Raw genomic sequence first — 18,448 nt, forward strand, 5'->3', positions numbered from 1 at the left:
TAGCGAGCAGGAAAACCGCAGTCCGATAGTTATAACACTTTTTTACAACATGGCCGGACGGCTATGCGCAAACCCATGGAAAAAATAGGCTAAATTAGAACTACCTGTTCCATCCATCATCGGCGCGACGGATAGTTTCGCTGCCACAGCGGCTGCGTTATAGGGCATTCTGGGCTCTCCTGTGGTCCGCGATCGGGTTTTCGGGACCATGCTGCACACTTACTTACACCGGTTAAGGCAGTCTAGCCCCCAGGTACGAAGACAGGCTATGGGCGGGGATTGGGGGCAACTGGGCGTGTTCGTTTGGCGTTCTGTGTTTCATCGGGTCGAGTGAGCAGCTCACTCCGGAAGATCAAGTTCCTCAACAATTGCGTCAAGCGTTTCGGCCCGCTGTTTTACGGCGACAGGGTTCTTTCCCACATATGCTATCGCAACCAGCCGTAACATAGACACGACAGTCGCATGGGTATTCAGCATCCCATAGCTCGCAACGTGACAAGCCAGGACAGTTTCAGAAAAGCGCTCTGCTTGTGCCTGATAGCGATGGTCCGTAATCGTGATGATCCGAAGCCGTGATGTTCGCGCATAGGCCAAGAGCGAGCGCAACAGCTTTGGACGTGTCTCTAACGTAACAAGGACAAGTGCATCACGCGGGCCCATCATCGCCAAATCGCTTGCCCAGTCTTGCCCTGCACCATCAAGATAATGAACATCATGGCGCAATCGCGAGAACAGCGTTTTCCCAATGCGTGCGACACCATCTTCAGCACCAAATCCCAAAAACCAGACACGTGGCGCGGTTGAAAGGACTTCAGCAACCTCTGGCAACCGGTCCGAGCGCAGCTCTTCGAATCACACACGGGATTGATGAGGCCGTTTTTCTGGCCGACCGCGTTGCCGTGATGCACGCAAACCCCGGCCGCATTGTCGAAATCATCGATGTGCCTTTTACACGCCCCCGTCATCCAGACCTCTTCTCAGATCCGGCCTTCCATGCTTTGACAGATCGTATCGCATCGGTGCTGCATGGCTAAGGTGCCAACGGGCTTGCGGAATGTTGCGATCTTGCTTCTGATCTGGGAAATCGCGGGCCGCATGGATCTGGTTGCCAGTGGTGCCCTGCCAGGGTTTTCAGAAATCCTGATCAGGTTATGGGAAGACCGCGCAGATTATCCGCGCCATATCTGGGCAACGCTCTATGCGTCCGGTGTTGGTTTTCTGATTGGCAATGCAATTGCGCTGATAGCCGGTGTGGCATTTGCGATGTCGCCAACATTGCTGCGCCTTTTTCGCGGTGTGAATATCGCTGTTTTTGCACTGCCGCCCATCGCGATTGCCCCGATCCTTGTGCTGACTTTATCCGGCATGGCACCTCGCATCGTTCTTGCCGCGCTGGCCGTCTATTTCGTAACCATGACAGCAACTGTCATCGGAATAAGCCAGTCCGACAGTCGGGCCAGTGACGTTGTGAAAGCCTATGGAGGTGGCCGTTGGCGTGTTCTTTGGCTGGTCCAACTTCGCAGTGCCCTGCCCACTATCATTACAGGCTTCCAGATTGCGGCTCCCAACGCCGTATTGGGCGCAATTCTGGCCGAGTTTGGCGGTGGAGGGCGCTGGGGGCTTGGAACCTACCTGCTTGGATCGCTTGGCCGAGGAGAGCCAGACAGGCTTTGGGGCATTGGTCTGATCGCGACCGCTATTGCGGGATTGGGGTACTTGTTCTTTGCATTGATTTCCAGGCGCTTGCTGGGGGTGACGCGCGCTGTGACGTTGAACACCGCCACCCCCATTGGCGCGGCAGTCCCTGCATCACCGTTCAAGCGTGCGCTGATGCTCTTCGGCATTGTGTCACTGCCATTCCTTTTGTGGTGGGCCTTCATAGTATTAACCGGCGTACCTGCGATGATCGCGAAAACACCTTTTGGGGTGATAGACTATCTGTTTTTCGCAAAGACTGCCCCTGTCGCACAAGAAAAGCTCTTGCGGGCATTGTCAGAAACACTTCCCATCACTTTCGCGGGCATGGCGGCTGGCATTGGCTTTGCGTTTCTGCTGGCAATCTCGACACGGCTGTTCCCAAACGCCATTCGCGCATTCATGCCTGTGGCCCTTGTGACGCAAACCATGCCTCTGGTGGCTCTGACCCCGCTATTGGTGCTGATATTCGGGCGCGGCACCTCTTTGACGCTCTGGGTGACAATCTCGGTGACGTTCTTTCCTGCCTTCGTCACGTTGGCGCAAGGGATCGCATTGGTTCCGCGCAGCGCACAAGATTTGCCGCGCGCCTATGGTGCATCTGTTTGGCAGGAAATGCGGCTGGTGACGATCCCGGCCTCCCTGCCCTATCTGTTCGCAGCGACACGCCTGACTGTCCCGCGCGCCTTGCTTGGGGTCATGATCGCAGAATGGCTGGCCACTGGGCGCGGGCTTGGCAACTTGCTGAACCAATCCCGCGGCTACCTGGACTTTGGCATGATCTGGACCGTTGCCTCTGTTTCGGTGCTCTTGTCGGTCATTCTGTATCAACTCGTTGTTGTGATCGAACGGAAAACCCTGCACCGGTTGGGCATGCAAACCGCAGAATAGCGCAAACGATGATGGCCTGCCAAATGAGCTAAATTGCCATTCATACGTTGCGTCTCATCTGGAAAAACAGAAACAAAACAAACTGACGCGGCCAGCGGGCAAGATCGAACCAAACAGCAATGCTTGAGCTTAGCATCGCCTAAAACGCAATCGGGCTGATCGTATTCCGCCCAATTATTAGACGCCCCACCTTCAAACTCTGCTGTTTGACCTGTTGAGGCTTGGTGTACCAGGTTTTGATGAGTCAGCGTTAAGTCAGCGCAAAGCGGTGGGGCGAACCTCCTCCCCGATATCCGCCTGACTGCTTTAACGGTTGGCGTGCCGAAACTGTCACAAGCGAAGTGACTGGGTCGTGCACATTATCAAATGACCCGAACTCCTACGCTTGTGTCCTGACAGAGAGGACATAAAATGTGTGAAAGATGCGGAAATACCTATCATAAAATCCAGGAAGCCAGCCGTCGTGGTTTTTTGAAAGGCGGTGCGGCTGCGGCTGCAAGCCTTGCATTGCCTGCGGGGCTGATGGCGCCTCGGCTTGCCGCTGCGCAAGGGATGACAACGATCAAGGCAACCCATGGTGGCGGCCTTTGTAACCTTGGTATTTTTCTGGCTAAGGAACGCAAACTGGCCGAAGCGGATGGCGTCGAGCTTGATTTCGTCGTGACGCCGACAACCACGGATGTGGTGACGTTGTTTGGCGCTGGTATGGTCGATGTTTCGGTCATTCCCTATTCCAACTTCATCACTCTGGTCGATGCAGGCGCGCCAGTGCAGATTGTCGCCGGTGCAGGTGTCGAAGGGTGCATTCTCATCGGATCCGAGGGCATATCATCGCCTGCCGATCTGAAAGGCAAAACCATCGGGACATTCCAGGCGGATACGCTGGAGGTGCTGCCCTATGACTACATGACCTCTGCGGGCATGGCATTTGCCGACGCTGAAATCAAATATTTCAACACATCGCCGGAACTGGCTGCGGCCTTCATCAACGGCGCAATTGATGCGGTCAGCCATATCGAACCCTACGCAACGCAGTGTCTGCAAGAACGTGCCGGAGCAAGCATCCTGACCGATGGCCTGGACCTTTACGGTGCGGGCTATTCCGATTGTGTGCTTGCAGCTCGCACGCCGCTTCTGGAAGAAAACCCAGAAGCTGTCAAAGCCGTGATCAAGGCGATGATGACCGCGCAGTTGCAATCCGAGCAAGACACAGCCGCAGCACTGGCTGAAACGCAGGGCACTTACTACAAGACATCGCTGGAAGCCCTGACACTGGCCCAGTCGCGCCAGCCTGTCATGATCGACCAACGCAACAACTCGGACTTCTTTGTCGAGCGTTCCGTGTCGATGCAGAAAATGGGCTACGTCAAGGACACGCTGCCCGATACGGCGGTGAACTGGACGTTACTGGAAGAGGTGATCGCCGCAAATGCAGACCTCTACGACAGCCTGAAGCTGAAAACAGCGTAAGGCGGCACCAATGACCGACGAAACTCTTCAAACGCCACTGGTGGCAAACAGGCAGGAAAGTTTTGGCAAGCGTCTGCTGCGGCGCATGGAACCTGTGCTCTGGGTCATGGCATCTCTGTCGATTTTCGTCGGGTTTTGGGAGTTTGCCTGGTGGCGGGGGTGGGCCAATCCGCTTCTGCTTCCGCCCCCGCATATTTTCCTGGCAAACCTGCCGGATCAGTTTCGGTTCTTTGATCCAGGCGGCACACGGGCCGGAGCCCTGGCGACGGGCGGCTCAATATTCTCTGTCCTTGGTGTGATCGCATGGTCATCCCTCAGGGTGACGGTGGGGCTGGCGCTGGGTTTCATGCTGTCGCTCGCCATTGGGATCGGCATTCGGTATTTCCGGATTTTTGGCAAACTGGTGCTGCCGCTGGTCACGATGCTCGCCCCGATTTCTCCTGTCGCGTGGTTGCCGGTTGCCGTGTTCATATTTGGCATCGGAAACCCACCTGCAATCTTTCTTGTCTTCATCGCCATCTTCTTCATCATGACACTGGCAACACTGTCGCAGATCGACAATGTTCCTGTTCACTACATTCAGCTTGCGCGGATCATGGGCTGCAACAAGCGCCAGATTTACCGCCATGTGATCCTGCCGGCCATTCTGCCTGAATTATTCGTGACACTGCGCATGAACCTTTTTGCCGCGTGGATGGTCGTGCTGATTGCCGAAGCAGTGGGTGTTGGCTCTGGCCTCGGGCAGGTCACCATGATGGCGCGTAACACGTTCAACGCGAGCCTTGTGTTCTTCACCATGACGCTGATTGGGCTGACGGGCTTCGCCTTTGATCAGACCCTTCGCTACATCCAGCGCAAAGTGCTTTGGTGGGTCGGACCCTCAAATGTAGGAGGGCTGTAACATGACCCTGGGCCTCAAAATCACGAATGTTTCAAAAACATGGAATCCGGACGGGCCAGATCCGGTACCGGCTGTGCGCAACCTGACGCTGGACGTTGCTTTGGGCGAATTCGTTGTCCTTCTCGGTCCTTCGGGCTGCGGAAAAAGCTCGCTTTTATACATCGTTGCTGGGTTGGAAGACGCAACCGATGGGAGCGTGACATTCGACGGACTTAGAGTGACCGAACCCTCGCCCGAACGCAGCCTGATCTTTCAGGAAGCCTCGCTTTATCCATGGCTGACCGTGCAGGACAACATCACGTTCGGTCTGAAAATCGCCGGTCTAAGCCCGAAAAAGCAGCACGAGGCGGCAGAGCGCCTGCTGCAGCTTGTCGGCCTTGTCGGTGCAGGCGACCGTCGCCCCCATGAACTGTCCGGTGGGATGCGCCAACGCGCGGCGCTGGCCCGCGCGTTGGCGATGAAGCCGAAAGTGCTGTTGATGGACGAACCTTTTGCCGCGCTCGACGTCCAGACGCGCGCCCGCATGCAAGGCCATCTGCTCAACATCTGGGAGAGTTCAAAGGCCTCGGTCCTGCTCGTGACACACTCTATTGACGAGGCGCTCGCACTTGCGGACCGTGTCGTTGTCTTCACCGCCCGCCCCGGCCAGATCAAAGCCGAGATCCCCATCACCGCGCCGCGTCCACGCGACATGCGCAGCCCCGAAATGATCGAACTCGCCCGCCAATGCGAAGCACTTTTGGGCGAAGAAGTCGAAAAATCCTTTAAAGAGCAGGAACTGACATGAGCGTCGAAATCATCACCGCGCGCTGGATTGTCACGGGCGTATCCAAGGATGACACGGCTGAGATGATTGAGGGTGCCGGTCTTGCCCACGAGGATGGCGAGGTGCTTGCCGTGGGTCCATCCACCAAGATCAAGGCCGCCTACCCCGATGCGCCTGTGACTGACCACCCAAATCACCTGATCATGCCCGGGCTGGTCAACAGCCATCACCATATCGGGCTGACCCCACTGCAACTGGGCGCGCCGGATGAGCCGCTGGAAATCTGGTTCGCCGCACGGCTGGCGATGCGCAAGATCGACCCCTATCTGGATACGCTGTTCTCGGCCTTCGAGATGATCGCCTCGGGTGTAACCACCGTGCAGCATATTCAGGGCTGGGCCGTGGGCAACCTGGAACAGGTCACGGCGTCGGCGAGTGGTGTGCTCAGGGCCTATGACGATATCGGCATGCGGGTGTCCTACTGTTATGCCGTGCGCGAGCAAAACCGGTTTGTCTATGAGGCGGACGAGGAGTTCTGCAAACGTCTGCCCTCTGATGTCGCCAAGGTCATGGCAGCGCATTTCAAAAAGCTGACCATGCCATTTGACGAGTATTTGCAGCTGTTTGACGCGCTGACCGCGCAGCAGACTACCCAGCGGGCGCGTATACAGCTGGCCCCTGCCAATCTGCACTGGATGACAGACGATGGTTTGCTTGCCTTGCAGGATAAATCCAAATCGGCTGGCGTGCCAATGCATATGCACTTGCTCGAAACCGCTTATCAAAAAGAATATGCCTTCCAGCGCACCGGAACAACGGCCGTCAGGCATCTGGAAAAGCTGGGGCTTTTAGGCCCACACATGACGCTTGGCCACGGGGTCTGGATGACCGAGGAAGACATCGAAATTTGTTCAGGCACAGGCACCTGTATCTGTCACAACTGTTCGTCCAATTTCCGCCTCCGCTCAGGCGTACTGCCTTTGATGGAGTTGCAAAAACGCGGCATGACAGTGGGCATGGGCATGGACGAGGCTGGCATCAACGATGATCGCGACATGTTACAGGAAATGCGCATGGCTTTGACCGTGCACCGCGTGCCGGGCATGGACCGTGCGGATGTGCCATCGCCCGCACAGGTGTTGCGCATGGCCAGTGAGCATGGCGCCATGACCACCGCCTTTGGCGCGACGATCGGGCGATTGGATCCGGGCCGCAGGATGGACGCGGTCATTCTGGATTACGACAGCGCCACCTACCCGTTCCAGGACCCGGACATCGCCCCGCTGGATGCATTGATTCACCGGGCCAAGACCAAGGACGTCAAAGCCGTCATGATCGAAGGACGCGTCGTTTACGAGGATGGCCGGTTCACCATGATCGACCGCGAGGCCGTCATGGCACAAATTGCAGAAGCCCTGTCTTCGCCACGCGACAATGACGAACAGGAACGCCATTGGTTGCGCGAGCAGGTCATGCCTGTCGTCGAGGATTTCTACCACGAGTATCTGCGGAACACTGCAACACGGACGCCATTCTACAAGAGCTCTTCCTCCACATGACGGGCATGATGTTCCGGAACGTTCGGCTTTTTGATCTTGAGAGATCGGAAGGCATGTCGCCAGCCTGCGACCTGCGCGTCAAAGGGGGAAAGGTCGCACAGATCGGCCCTGACCTCACCCCGGAACCGGACGAAGAGATCATCGAAGGCCATGTGAATCTTTTGATGCCCGGCCTGATCAACGGCCATTTTCATTCGGCGGTGAACCATATGAAAGGGCGGTTGCCGTCGCTGCCGCTGGAAGTGTTCATGTTGTATGAGTGCCCCGAACTGGAAGTGCTGCGCCCGACCCCGCGTGAGGCTTACTTGCGCACGATGCTGGGATGTATCGAAATGCTCCGTTCTGGCACCACCAGTGTGCAGGACGATTGCTTTTTTGTGCCAGCCCCAGAACCCGAGATCATCGACGCTGTTGCACAGGCATACACCGATAGCGGAATGCGCGCACGGCTTGCCTTGGACCAACCAGAGCTGAGCGAATTGGAGAAGCTCCCTTTTCTGCGCGACATCCTGCCCGATGATTTGCGGCACGAACTCTCTGTCCCGACCGGCGCGCCCGCCAGCGCACTTCTTGAAAGCTACGCGCATCTGATCGACACATGGCATGACACCTCAGACGGACGCATCAAGGCCGCGGTCTCATGCTCTGCGCCACAGCGCGTTTCGCCTGACTATTTCGCGCAGTTGGACGATCTGAGTATCCGCAATGACCTGCCATTCTATGCCCATATGCTAGAAACGCGGCTTCAGCGGGTGTTCGGAGAGGTCTGCCTGAGCGGTCGCTCGCTGGTACGCTACACCCACGATCTGGGGCTTTTGAGCGACCGGATGAATGTCATACATGCGATTTGGGTAGATGATCCGGATCTTGACCTGCTGGCCGCATCCGGTGCTTCAGTTGCGCATAACCCAAATTCTAATCTGCGCCTTGGCAGTGGCGTTATGCGCTGGCGCGCCATACAGGATCGCAAGATTCCTGTCTGCCTTGGTGTCGACGAAGCCATTGCGGATGACGCGATCAATATGTGGTCCGTGATGAAGACAGCTGCATCGCTTCACACGCTTAGCGATTGGGACTACGAGCGCTGGCCCCAGGCAGTCGAAGTTTTGAATGCCGCAACCCAGGGCGGTGGAACAGCTATGCGTGAGCCGGGACTTGGCACTATGGCGATTGGCGCGCCAGCAGATCTGATCCTGATCGACCTGAAAGCACTCCCGTTCGTGCCGCTCAATAACTTGCCAAGGCAATTGGTGCATTGCGAGTTGGGGCAATCTGTAAGGCTCACAATGGTGGCCGGACGTGTGGTCACCCGGAACGGACGATTGCAAACCGTGGACGAAGACGCGATCCTGGCCGAAGCCTCGGCCGTTTTCGCCGGCAAGCAAAACGCGATGAATCTGGCGGACAAACGGGTCGAAAAATTCCTGCCCTATTACCGTGAAATGTACCTGCGTGCCGGACAATATGACCTGCCCGTGGAACGCAGGATAGATCATTTAGCCCGATGAAGGGGATTGACGCAGACTTGGCTTGCCTGCATGTGGCGGGCTTTATGCTGTTGGTGCGAGCTCATGTCCAAAGGACCCGATACGAAATCCGAGCATGCGACAACGGGTGCCGAAAACGTTGCAGCGATTTTGCGCGACCGTATCGTCAAGGGCGAATTGGCGCCCCTGGATCGCATTGTGGAACGGCGTCTGTCTGCGGAACTCATGGTATCGCGCACCCCTATCCGCGAAGCACTCAAGCTGCTTGAGGCCGACGGCCTGATCGAGATCAATCTGCACCGGGGCGCAATCGTCTCTGAATACCGGCCCGAAGAAGCTCTCTTGCTTTTTGATGTCATCGCCAGTCTGGAGGCCCTCGCGGCCCGGCGGGTCACCGAGACAATGACGGCTGATGTGCTGCGCCAACTGGAAGATTTGCACGGAACAATGCTGGACCACCACAGGGCTGGACGAACGAACGACTATTTCGATATGAACACCGTCATTCACGACTTCATCATAAAAAGCTGTGCAAATCCTGTTCTGATCGCGACCCACCAAAGACTCATGATCCGGGCACGACGGGGTCGGTTCCTGGCGATCATGAAACCAGAACGGCTTGAGCAGGCAGTTGCCGAGCATGAAGACCTGATGCAGGCGTTTCGGGATGGCAATGCGCAGCAAGCCTCTGAGGTGTGGGAAACGCACCTGCGTCACACCGGAGAAACGATTACAGAGGTTCTGACGTCTCAGTCAGTTTCCTGAGAGTCTTCTCGCCAGCACTTTTGTGAAATTTAGCCTAAAATTCTATCACTGTAGTAAAACTGCGGCCTCCCTAACGTAAAATTTGAGACACCCGGAAAATGGCATGCCATTTTTTTGTGACGACAGAAAAAGCACAGGGGGCTGAAAATGCAACGGTTGACACAAGCAGGAATGACACGTCGATCCATGTTGAAAGGATCGGCATATACGGCACTTGGAACACTCGCCGCACCAGGTATTCTGCACGCTCAAACCACGGAACTGGTGATCGGTTGCGCAGGATCGCACACCGCATGGATGGAGCAGATCGTCGTGCCACACATGAAAGACGCCATCGGTGCGGATATCCTTTTTGAGGGGACCAAGTCTTCGGTCAACCTCGAGAAAATGTCCTCGAACAAAGACGCGCCCTATCTGTCGGTTGTCCAGATGGACGATCCGGTCATGATCCAGGCGGTCGAGGCCGATCTGTTGACGCCGATCACATCAGGCCCTGTGCCAAATATGTCGGATCTGCGCCCTGATGCGGTGCATATGGATGGCATGTGGTGCAACTACGTCCAACCCTGGGCGGGCGTTGCCTATAACACCGACTTCAAATCCGGAGGCGTTGCATCATGGGAAGACCTCTGGGCACCAGAGGCCAGGGGCCAGTTGATCATCCCGTCCCTGCAAAACACCGAAGGTATGTGGACCTTGTTCATGTCAGCGATGCTCGGCTCTGGAAAGCCATTCTCGGAAGCGCAATATGAAATCGACGCGGCTTTTGAGAAGCTGGAGGAACTGAAACCCAACCTTTTGTCCGTCTACACAACGATGAGCCAGGCGTTCAACCTGCTTGAACAAGCCGAAATCACCATGCTCGCGGGCAATTTCTCGTCCTACACGCTGCCACGCAAAGCGACGGGCGTTCCTGTGGATCTGGCCGCTCCGTCCGAGGGCATCTTTGCCATGCCATCCGGCATCTGCCTTGTCAAAGGCGGTCCAAACGCGGAACTGGCCGAAGCCTACGTTAACGAAATGCTTGGACCAGACATGCAAGCCGCCATTGCCGACTTCGCCACCTCTGTTCCTGCCAACACCACCGTGAGCGCGGGTGCCATTATTCCAGATGGCGTGCCCATTTACGCCCCCGACTGGGCATTCGTCGCCGCCAACCGTCGTGCATGGATCGAACGTTTCGACAAGTTGATGGCGATCTGACCAATGGCACCCCCCGCACCGCGGGACATGGGCGACAGCAAATACCTGGACGTCACTGCCGTTGGCAAGGCGTTCAAGGGCACCTCTGTCATGTCTGGTATGGATTTTCGCGTAGGGCGAGGAGAGCTGGTGTCTCTTCTCGGGCCGTCCGGTTGTGGCAAGACAACCCTGCTGCGCATCATTGCGGGGCTGACCACAGCCGACAGCGGTGAGGTTCTGCTCGACGGGCGCGCGATCACATCCGCACCAGCCCATAAACGCAATATCTCAGTTGTCTTTCAAAGCTACGCGTTGTTCCCGCATCTGACGGTCGCCGAAAACGTCGCCTTTGGTCTGCGGGCACGTGGGCACGCAAAGACCGATTGCGGCCCCAAAGTGGCCGAGGCCCTTGCCCTGGTGCGTATGAGCGATTTTGCCGAACGCAAGGTTGCAGCGTTGTCGGGGGGGCAACAACAACGTGTTGCCGTCGCAAGGGCTCTGATCGTCGATCCTGTTCTTTTGCTATTGGACGAACCCTTTTCCGCGCTGGATCGCAAACTGCGTGAGACCATGCAGGTCGAATTGAAAACCTTGCTGCGCGACCGCAACATGACCGCGATTTTTGTGACCCATGATCAAGATGAGGCGATGGGCGTCTCGGACCGTATTGCGGTCATGAACGCGGGCCAGATTGAACAATTTGCAACACCATCAGAGCTTTATGCGCGCCCGGCCAGTGCCTTTGTCATGGATTTCGTTGGCCTGTCGACGCGCCTGAACGGAGAGGTGATCGAAAGTACCGAAAACCGCTCAACCATTCGCAGCGCATACGGGACCGTCCACGCCCCCGGCACATTCGTCCCCGGCACCGAAGTCACTATCGGTGTGCGGCCAGAGTTGGTTAAAACCCGCGCCGCTGAAAACACACTCCGCGTCACTTTGGCGGACGCCATGGTGCTGGGCTCCAAAACACAACTGCATGGACGCGCCGAAGCCGGCGACTGCCTGCTTTGCGAAGTGCCCGGAATGAACTCGGATTATGCGCCCGGCGATACGGTGACATTTGGCTGGGACGTCGCAGATACGCTTGTCTACGAGACGGGCACATGACCGGCCGCGCAGAACGCATCGGCCTTCTGGCTTTACCCGGTCTTAGCTTTCTGGCCGTCATCTACGCGCTGCCGCTGTTTATGCTGCTGCTGAAATCAGTCCAGATTGACGGCCAGTTCTCGTTCGCGGAATACGTTGCTTTTTTCAGCGACAGCTACAATCTGTCGGTCCTGTGGCGGACGTTGCGCGTGGCGCTGCTGACCACGGGGCTGGCGCTGATCATCGCCTACCCTACCGCCATCATCATGGCCCGCGCAAAGGGCTTTTGGCTGTCCGTCTTTCTGGTCGCTATGGTTCTGCCAATGTCCGTGGGCGTGGTCGTAAAGGCCTTTGCCTGGACGATCCTGTTTCGCACGCGCGGCGTGCTGAACGACACGCTGATGTCGCTGGGCATTACCGACGCGCCTATTCGGATGCTGTTCACGGAAACCGCGCTGATCATTGGCGCGGCAAATGTCTTTCTGCCCTTTATGGTGCTCCCAATCTACGCCGTGCTCCGCCAGATGGACAGCCGCCTCCCCGAGGCCGCGGCCTCGCTTGGGGCAACACCTGTGTTCCGCTTTATGAACGTCACCTTTCCGCTTAGCCTGCCGGGCGTGGTCGCTGGCTGCGCCTTTACCTTCAGCCTCGCGATTTCGATGTATGTGATCCCATCACTTATCGTGGGCGAACGCCAGCAAACACTGTCCATGCTGACGGCGCGGTCGTTCCTGTATCTGCGCAACGAAGCATTGGGGGCTACGATTTCCTCCATCCTGCTGTTGATCGCGATCTCAGTGGTTCTGACCTCAAGCTGGGCGGCAAACCGTTTGGGGGCGCGGCAATGACCGGAACGGACCGCCTTGCACTGGCCCTCAGTTGGGTCGTCGCGCTTGGCTGTGTGATCTTCCTGATGCTGCCCATCGTCATCACATTGGCTGCGTCCTTTACATCCTCGGCAGTCTACACCCTGCCCCCGCCCGAATGGTCGCTGCGCTGGTATCAATCACTTGAGCGCCGATCCGGCCTGTGGGAGGCCGTCACCCTGTCGCTGAACCTTGCGGTGGTCTCGACGGCCATTTCACTGATCCTTGGTACACTGGCGGCCATCGCTGTTACCCGAGGCTCTTTCCGCGGACGCGAGGCCATTGCGACCTTTACGGTGTCACCGCTCATGATGCCCGGGCTGGTGGTGGGTGTCGCCTTACTTCAGTTCTTCCGCGAAATAGGGCTGCGCGACGCTTACGTCTCGCTCCTTCTGGGTCATATCGTGATCACATTGCCTTTTGTGATGCGCACGCTGCTGGCCTCGATGGCCGCGTTTGATTTCAGCCTTGTCGATGCAGCGCGGACCCTTGGCCTGAGCTACCCGCGGGCCATTTTTCAAGTACTCGTGCCCAACCTTGCCCCAGCTTATCTGACGGGAGGTTTATTCGCCTTTCTGGCGTCGATGGACAATTATCCGATTTCGATTTTCCTCACAGATGCACGCAACAAAACACTGCCCATCAAAATGTTGCAGTACCTCGAGGAACAGCCCGACCCCTCACTGGCCGCCATCTCTTCGGGGCTGATCCTGCTCGCCTGTATTGTTCTGGTGATCGGGTCACGCACCGTCGGTCTGAACAGGATGATCCAGGGATGAGCCGGGACCTGCGCGGATACTGGGGCGCTGAGCCCGTCCCTTGCTGGCCAAACGGAGCGCGGCTGGCCGTCTCCTTCGTCGTCAATATCGAGGAAGGCGCAGAGCTGTCGATCGCCGCAGGAGATGAGCGCAACGAAAGTCGCTATGAGGCTGTCGAAGAGGTCAAAGGTGCGCCGGACCCCTGTATGGAAAGCCACTTTGGCTATGGCCCCCGACAAGGGTATCGGCGGATCGTGGACGCCCTGGCCGCGCATAACGCAAAGGCATCCTTTTCCACCTGCGGACGCGCCGCAGAGGCAACCCCGTGGTTAATCCGGGACGCTGTGGAGCGTGGCCACGAGGTGTCTTGCCACGGTTGGCGTTGGGAGACCCATGCAGGCATGGCTGAGGCGCATGAGCGCGAGATTATTGCCCGCACCCATGCATCTATCGCACGGATCGCCAGGGTCGCGCCCGTTGGCTGGCACACCCGGTCGGCCACCTCGCCACAAACCCGCGACCTGCTGAAGGAACATGGCGGGTTTAGCTATGACAGTAACGCCTATGACGATGACATTCCTTACATGGATGGCACTCACGTCGTACTGCCCTATGCCTTTGACACCAATGACATGCGCTTCTCTCCCGGCGGTGGCTTCGTGCAGGCGCGGGACTTTTCCGACTACGTGATCGCAGGGTTCGACCGGCTTTATGCCGAAGGCGGAAAAGCCGCGCGCATGATGTCCATCGGATTGCACACCCGTATCATCGGACGCCCTGCCCGCATTGGCGCGCTGGAGGCTGTTCTGACCCACATCACCGCTCACAAGGACGTCTGGATCGCCCCCCGCCGCGACATCGCCGCCTGTTGGGCGAAGCATCATGGAGATGCGGAATGAGCCTGCTGGATGGCCCTATCTCTGCTCTCGTCAGTGCCGTTCAGGAGGTCAAAGCGACCCCGTCCGAACTGACGGACGAAGCACTGGCCCGAGCCGAGGCACGAAACCCGGCAATTAACGCCATCTGTCAGATGAACCCGCAAGCTCGGGCGGAGGCATCGCGCGTCGCCGCGCGGTTACAGGCTGGAGAGACCCTGCCGCTGGCGGGTGTTCCGGTCCTGATAAAGGACAACATTTGGGTAAAAGGGCTGCGTAGTACTCAAGGCTCAAAGCTCTTCACCGATCATATCGCCCCTGAAGATGCCGAAGCAGTCAAGCGTCTGCGCATGGCGGGTGCTGTGATTATCGGGGTTGCGACATGCTCCGAATTCGCCTGCAAAGGGGCAACCGTTTCGCCCCTTTATGGGATCACGCGCAATCCTGTGAACCCGAGCCTGACGGCGGGTGGGTCTTCGGGCGGGTCCGTCGCTGCGGTGGCTGCCGGGATTGTGCCCTTGGCGCTTGGCACCGATGCGGGCGGATCATCGCGCCGGCCCCCTGCCCATACGGGCCTGTGCGGATTGAAGCCCACGCAAGACCTGATCCCCTATGGCCCCGGCTTTGACGAACCGGTCTGGGGTATCTCGGTCATCTGCCCGATCGCCCGCCGGATAGAGGATGTATCGCTCGCAATGCGCGTGCTTGGCAGGCTGGAGCCCGTGTCGCCCACGCCGCTTGAAATCGCCGTCTCGGAGGATTTTGGCACCGGTCAGCAATTGGACACCGATGTCAAAGCGAACTTCGAAGCTGTGATCACAGCGATGAAATCTGCTGGCGTTCAGGTCGCGCAAGCTCAGATCAACTGGCCCAATGACATCAAGGGGCACGATATCCAACCTCTGCAATATGCGGGTCTTGCGCAGATGTATGGCGATGTCTGGCGCAAAACGCCCGACCTGTTTGATCCAGCTGTTGCCGGGCAAATCGAAACAGGTCTTTCGCTGAGTGGAGTTGAGGTCGCGGCGGCGCATCAGGCCTCGCACCAGATGCGCCAGACCCTGCGCGCTGAGCTGGATCGATACGGAGTGATCGCAACGCCGACAACGCCCTGTGCGGCATGGCCTGCAGAAATGGACGCGCCGACCGAGATTGGCGGTCGACCCGCCCAACCTCGCGACCACGCTGCTTTTACGCCGCAAATCAACCACGCTGGCGTGCCTGCTTTATCCCTTCCCTGCGGGTCGGACTCTCAAGGCCGGCCGCTGGGGCTGCAACTGATCTCACAAACAGGCCGAGACGCAGCGCTCATTGCCCTGGCGCAGCAGTTGGAACCGATCCTAAAGGAGATCACGTGACGTGCGCCTTCTGCTGATAAATCCAAACATGACCGAAAGCATGACGCAGATCATGATGGATGTAGCACGCCAGACTGCTGGGCCAGAGGTCGAGATCGTGCCCCTGACCGCCACGTCCGGCTTTCCCTACATTGCGTCTCTTGCCGAGGCGCAGATTGCGGGTGCCAATGTGCTCGAGACGATTGCCGCACACCGCAACGATGTGGACGCCGTAATCATCGCAGCTTTTGGTGATCCTGGTCTTGCCGCCGCGCGCGAGCTGTTTGATCTGCCGATTGTCGGCATGGCCGAGGCCGCGGTGATGTCCGCGGCTATGCTGGGGGAGCGGTTTTCGGTCGTAACCTTCTCGCCACATATGGCGGGTTGGTACGACGCCAGTATCCGGCAGACGGGGTTGGGCGCACGGTTTACCGGTGTGCGATGCCCCAAGGCACCGCCGGAAACGGTGAATAATGTGGCCGAGGTGCTGCGGAGCGACCTGATTGGGCTCGCCAGGGAAGCGACAGCAACGGACGGCGCTGCTGTGGTGATCCTTGGGGGCGCACCTTTGGCAGGGCTTGCCCCGCAGATCGCAGATGAGACACCCGGAATTCTGGTCGATCCGATTGCCGCAGCGACAGTTCAGGCAATGGCATTGTCGCGCCTCTCACCCAGTTATCGAAATCGCACAGCTCGCCCCGCTGCTAAGACCTCTACCGGGCTTGGGGCTGATTTGAGTGCCGTTATCGCAGGAGAAATCGCATGAGCCATGACACTGTTATCACCGGCGCGCGTGTCGTCAGCGCAAGCGGCACGACACACTGCGACATCGGGATCACCGATGGCAAGATCGCAACACTTGGCAGCAGCTTGAAAGGCGCAGAATCCATCGAGGCCGGAGGTCTCATCGCCCTGCCTGGCGGGATTGACAGCCATGTGCACATCTCCCAACCCTCAGGCCCCGGAATCGAAATGGCCGATGATTTCACATCCGGCACCCGCAGTGCTGCCTGCGGCGGCAATACGACAATCCTGCCTTTCTGTCTGCCCGAAGAAGGCCAAACTCTGCGCGAGGCTGTGGCCGCTTATCGCGCCAGGGCGGATGGCAACTGCATGACGGACGTGTCCTTTCACCTTATCGTCAGGGAAACCGATCCGGTGACACTCGGGCAGGACCTGCCAGCGCTTATTCAAGCGGGATACACCAGTTTCAAGGTGTTCATGACCTATGCAGGCCTGGCCTTGTCGGACCGGCAAATCCTTGAAGTCATGGCCGTGGCCAAAGAACAGGGCGCGATGGTCATGGTTCATGCCGAAAACGAAGACGCAATAGAATTCCTGCGTGACAGGGCCGAGCGCGCAGGAGAGACCGGCCCTTTTCACCACGCGACCACGCGTCCTGTTCCGGTCGAGCGCGAAGCGACCCATCGCGCGATCTCGCTGGCCGAAATTGCGGGCGTACCCCTGACCATCGTTCACGTCTCCAACGGCGAGGCAACAGAAGAGATCATGCGCGCCCGTCAACGCGGCCTGACCGTCTTTGCCGAGACCTGCCCACAATACATCACGCTGACCGCATCCGATCTTGATCGCGACGGGTTCGATGGGGCGAAATACGTCTGCTCCCCGCCGCCCCGCACAGTCGAAGAATGGCCCAAAATCTGGGCCGGGATTGAACAGGGCACGTTTGACCTGTTTTCGTCCGATCACTGCCCGTTCCGCTTCAATGATCCTGCCGGCAAAGACGCGCCAGGCGCACGCAAGACGTTCCGCAACATTCCCAATGGCATTCCCGGTGTGGAAACGCGCCTGCCGATCCTGTTTTCAGAAGGCGTCGTCAAAGGACGCATATCGTTGGAACGGTTCGCCGCGATCACGGCCACGAACCACGCGCGGCTCTACGGGCTTTATCCCCGCAAAGGCGCGATCATGGTCGGCGCGGATGCCGATATCGCCCTGTGGGATCCTGCATTGCGCAAACCTATCCGCCAGGCCGATCTGCATCACGGCTCGGACTACACGCCATGGGAAGGGTTCGAGGTGACGGGCTGGCCCGTGCGCACGATCCTGCGCGGCAACACCGTCATGTTGGACGGGGCACCTATCGGCAGTCCCAGCGGCACGCATCTGGAACGGGAGGCCCCTGATGTTTTGCTGTAAATCAAGCGGGATCAAGCAAGGTGGCAACCTCTTTGCTTGCGGCGACCAGAGGCTGGACAAGCGGCACATCAACCTGTGGCTCCAGCCGGATTGCGGCCTCGGCCAGCGGTCCGCCCCCGATGATGATCCGCTCTGCCCCGGCATCACGGGCATTCAAACACGCCTGCAACAAAGCCGCGTCCAAAGCGGCCGGATCTGCCAGCAACGCCTCTGGCGCACCAGCGGTCATAAAACTCCCCAGATATGTGCCCGCCGCCCCATGGGCCTGCATCAGCGCGTCAATAGACGGGCCAAGTTGCGCGGTTGTTGTGGTCACGGCAAATGGCGTGCCGTCCTTGGCGGCAGCACGTGCAGCAGCGGCTCCGATTCCTATGACGGGACATGGCAGACGCGCCGCCAGACGCTGCGCACCCGGATCGCCGAAGGCCGCGACAATCACGGCGCGCGCTTCGGGCAAGACAGCCCGGCAAACCTGATCGGCTGCAGCGGCCAGTGCCGAAGGCTCGGTGATCATCGCGGGCGCATCCGCGTTGGTCCATCCCCGCACAGAAGGCAAATGCCGCCGCGTGATGGCAGCCATTGCTTCAGTCGTTTTCTCCGAACTGTTTGGATTGATCACGAGAACAGGTTTCATAAGCAAAGGTATC

Annotated in this window: 18 protein-coding genes and 1 pseudogene; 17 read left to right on the plus strand and 2 right to left on the minus strand. The window is 58.3% G+C overall.

Annotated features, from left to right (window positions below; all coding sequences use genetic code 11):
- Positions 1-339: 339 nt before the first annotated feature.
- Positions 340-780 carry a hypothetical protein gene (locus Q1A34_RS12115; protein ID WP_300034186.1) on the minus strand — a complete coding sequence of 147 codons (441 nt, stop codon included), beginning with the start codon at positions 778-780 and terminating at the stop codon, positions 340-342.
- An 11-nt stretch (positions 781-791) separates the two neighbouring features.
- Here Q1A34_RS12115 and Q1A34_RS12120 point away from each other — a divergent pair, with 11 nt between their 5' ends.
- The 17 genes and pseudogenes from Q1A34_RS12120 (at position 792) to hydA (ending at position 17,801) form a co-directional block, all read left to right on the plus strand.
- Positions 792-1,034, plus strand: a complete 243-nt coding sequence (locus tag Q1A34_RS12120; RefSeq protein ID WP_300034188.1) for a hypothetical protein — start codon at positions 792-794, stop codon at positions 1,032-1,034.
- A gap of 31 nt (positions 1,035-1,065) precedes the next feature.
- Positions 1,066-2,586, plus strand: coding sequence for an ABC transporter permease (locus Q1A34_RS12125; protein ID WP_300034190.1), 1,521 nt, complete (start codon positions 1,066-1,068; stop codon positions 2,584-2,586).
- A 411-nt stretch (positions 2,587-2,997) separates the two neighbouring features.
- Positions 2,998-3,099: pseudogene (locus Q1A34_RS22045) on the plus strand (twin-arginine translocation signal domain-containing protein); the annotation flags it as partial.
- Between the two features lie 9 nt (positions 3,100-3,108).
- Complete coding sequence (locus Q1A34_RS12130; RefSeq protein ID WP_300034192.1) at positions 3,109-4,056, plus strand: ABC transporter substrate-binding protein; 948 nt, start codon at positions 3,109-3,111, stop codon at positions 4,054-4,056.
- A gap of 10 nt (positions 4,057-4,066) precedes the next feature.
- A complete protein-coding gene (locus tag Q1A34_RS12135; protein ID WP_300034194.1) occupies positions 4,067-4,957 on the plus strand; it encodes an ABC transporter permease in 891 nt (296 codons plus the stop codon).
- 1 nt (position 4,958) lies between these two features.
- Positions 4,959-5,744 (plus strand): ABC transporter ATP-binding protein, encoded by a 786-nt coding sequence (locus Q1A34_RS12140; protein WP_300034196.1) that lies wholly within the window; start codon positions 4,959-4,961, stop codon positions 5,742-5,744.
- Positions 5,741-7,282: an amidohydrolase family protein gene (locus Q1A34_RS12145; RefSeq protein ID WP_300034198.1), complete on the plus strand. Its 1,542-nt coding sequence runs from the start codon at positions 5,741-5,743 to the stop codon at positions 7,280-7,282. Before Q1A34_RS12140 ends, Q1A34_RS12145 begins: the two co-directional genes overlap by 4 nt.
- 53 nt (positions 7,283-7,335) lie before the next feature.
- A complete protein-coding gene (locus tag Q1A34_RS12150) occupies positions 7,336-8,790 on the plus strand; it encodes an amidohydrolase family protein (protein ID WP_300034200.1) in 1,455 nt (484 codons plus the stop codon).
- A 63-nt stretch (positions 8,791-8,853) separates the two neighbouring features.
- A complete protein-coding gene (locus Q1A34_RS12155; RefSeq protein ID WP_300034202.1) occupies positions 8,854-9,534 on the plus strand; it encodes a GntR family transcriptional regulator in 681 nt (226 codons plus the stop codon).
- 171 nt (positions 9,535-9,705) lie between these two features.
- Positions 9,706-10,737, plus strand: a complete 1,032-nt coding sequence (locus Q1A34_RS12160; RefSeq protein WP_300034204.1) for an extracellular solute-binding protein — start codon at positions 9,706-9,708, stop codon at positions 10,735-10,737.
- Positions 10,738-10,740: 3 nt separating this feature from the next.
- On the plus strand, positions 10,741-11,826 hold the full coding sequence (locus Q1A34_RS12165; protein ID WP_300034206.1) for an ABC transporter ATP-binding protein: 1,086 nt from the start codon (positions 10,741-10,743) through the stop codon (positions 11,824-11,826).
- On the plus strand, positions 11,823-12,653 hold the full coding sequence (locus tag Q1A34_RS12170; RefSeq protein ID WP_300034208.1) for an ABC transporter permease: 831 nt from the start codon (positions 11,823-11,825) through the stop codon (positions 12,651-12,653). The genes Q1A34_RS12165 and Q1A34_RS12170 overlap by 4 nt, the downstream gene beginning before the upstream one ends.
- Positions 12,650-13,450, plus strand: coding sequence for an ABC transporter permease (locus Q1A34_RS12175; RefSeq protein ID WP_300034210.1), 801 nt, complete (start codon positions 12,650-12,652; stop codon positions 13,448-13,450). Before Q1A34_RS12170 ends, Q1A34_RS12175 begins: the two co-directional genes overlap by 4 nt.
- A complete protein-coding gene (locus tag Q1A34_RS12180) occupies positions 13,447-14,328 on the plus strand; it encodes a polysaccharide deacetylase family protein (protein WP_300034212.1) in 882 nt (293 codons plus the stop codon). The genes Q1A34_RS12175 and Q1A34_RS12180 overlap by 4 nt, the downstream gene beginning before the upstream one ends.
- Positions 14,325-15,662: an amidase gene (locus Q1A34_RS12185; RefSeq protein WP_300034214.1), complete on the plus strand. Its 1,338-nt coding sequence runs from the start codon at positions 14,325-14,327 to the stop codon at positions 15,660-15,662. Before Q1A34_RS12180 ends, Q1A34_RS12185 begins: the two co-directional genes overlap by 4 nt.
- Before the next feature lies 1 nt (position 15,663).
- Positions 15,664-16,407 (plus strand): aspartate/glutamate racemase family protein, encoded by a 744-nt coding sequence (locus tag Q1A34_RS12190; protein WP_299376146.1) that lies wholly within the window; start codon positions 15,664-15,666, stop codon positions 16,405-16,407.
- Entirely contained in the window at positions 16,404-17,801 is a 1,398-nt protein-coding gene (gene hydA / locus Q1A34_RS12195) for a dihydropyrimidinase (protein ID WP_300034216.1), read from the plus strand. The genes Q1A34_RS12190 and hydA overlap by 4 nt, the downstream gene beginning before the upstream one ends.
- Before the next feature lies 1 nt (position 17,802).
- Here the strand turns inward: hydA and Q1A34_RS12200 are convergent, their stop codons facing one another.
- Positions 17,803-18,435, minus strand: coding sequence for an aspartate/glutamate racemase family protein (locus Q1A34_RS12200; protein ID WP_300034218.1), 633 nt, complete (start codon positions 18,433-18,435; stop codon positions 17,803-17,805).
- Positions 18,436-18,448 lie beyond the last annotated feature (13 nt).

Source organism: uncultured Roseobacter sp., from assembly GCF_947491795.1.
GTDB lineage: Bacteria > Pseudomonadota > Alphaproteobacteria > Rhodobacterales > Rhodobacteraceae > Roseobacter.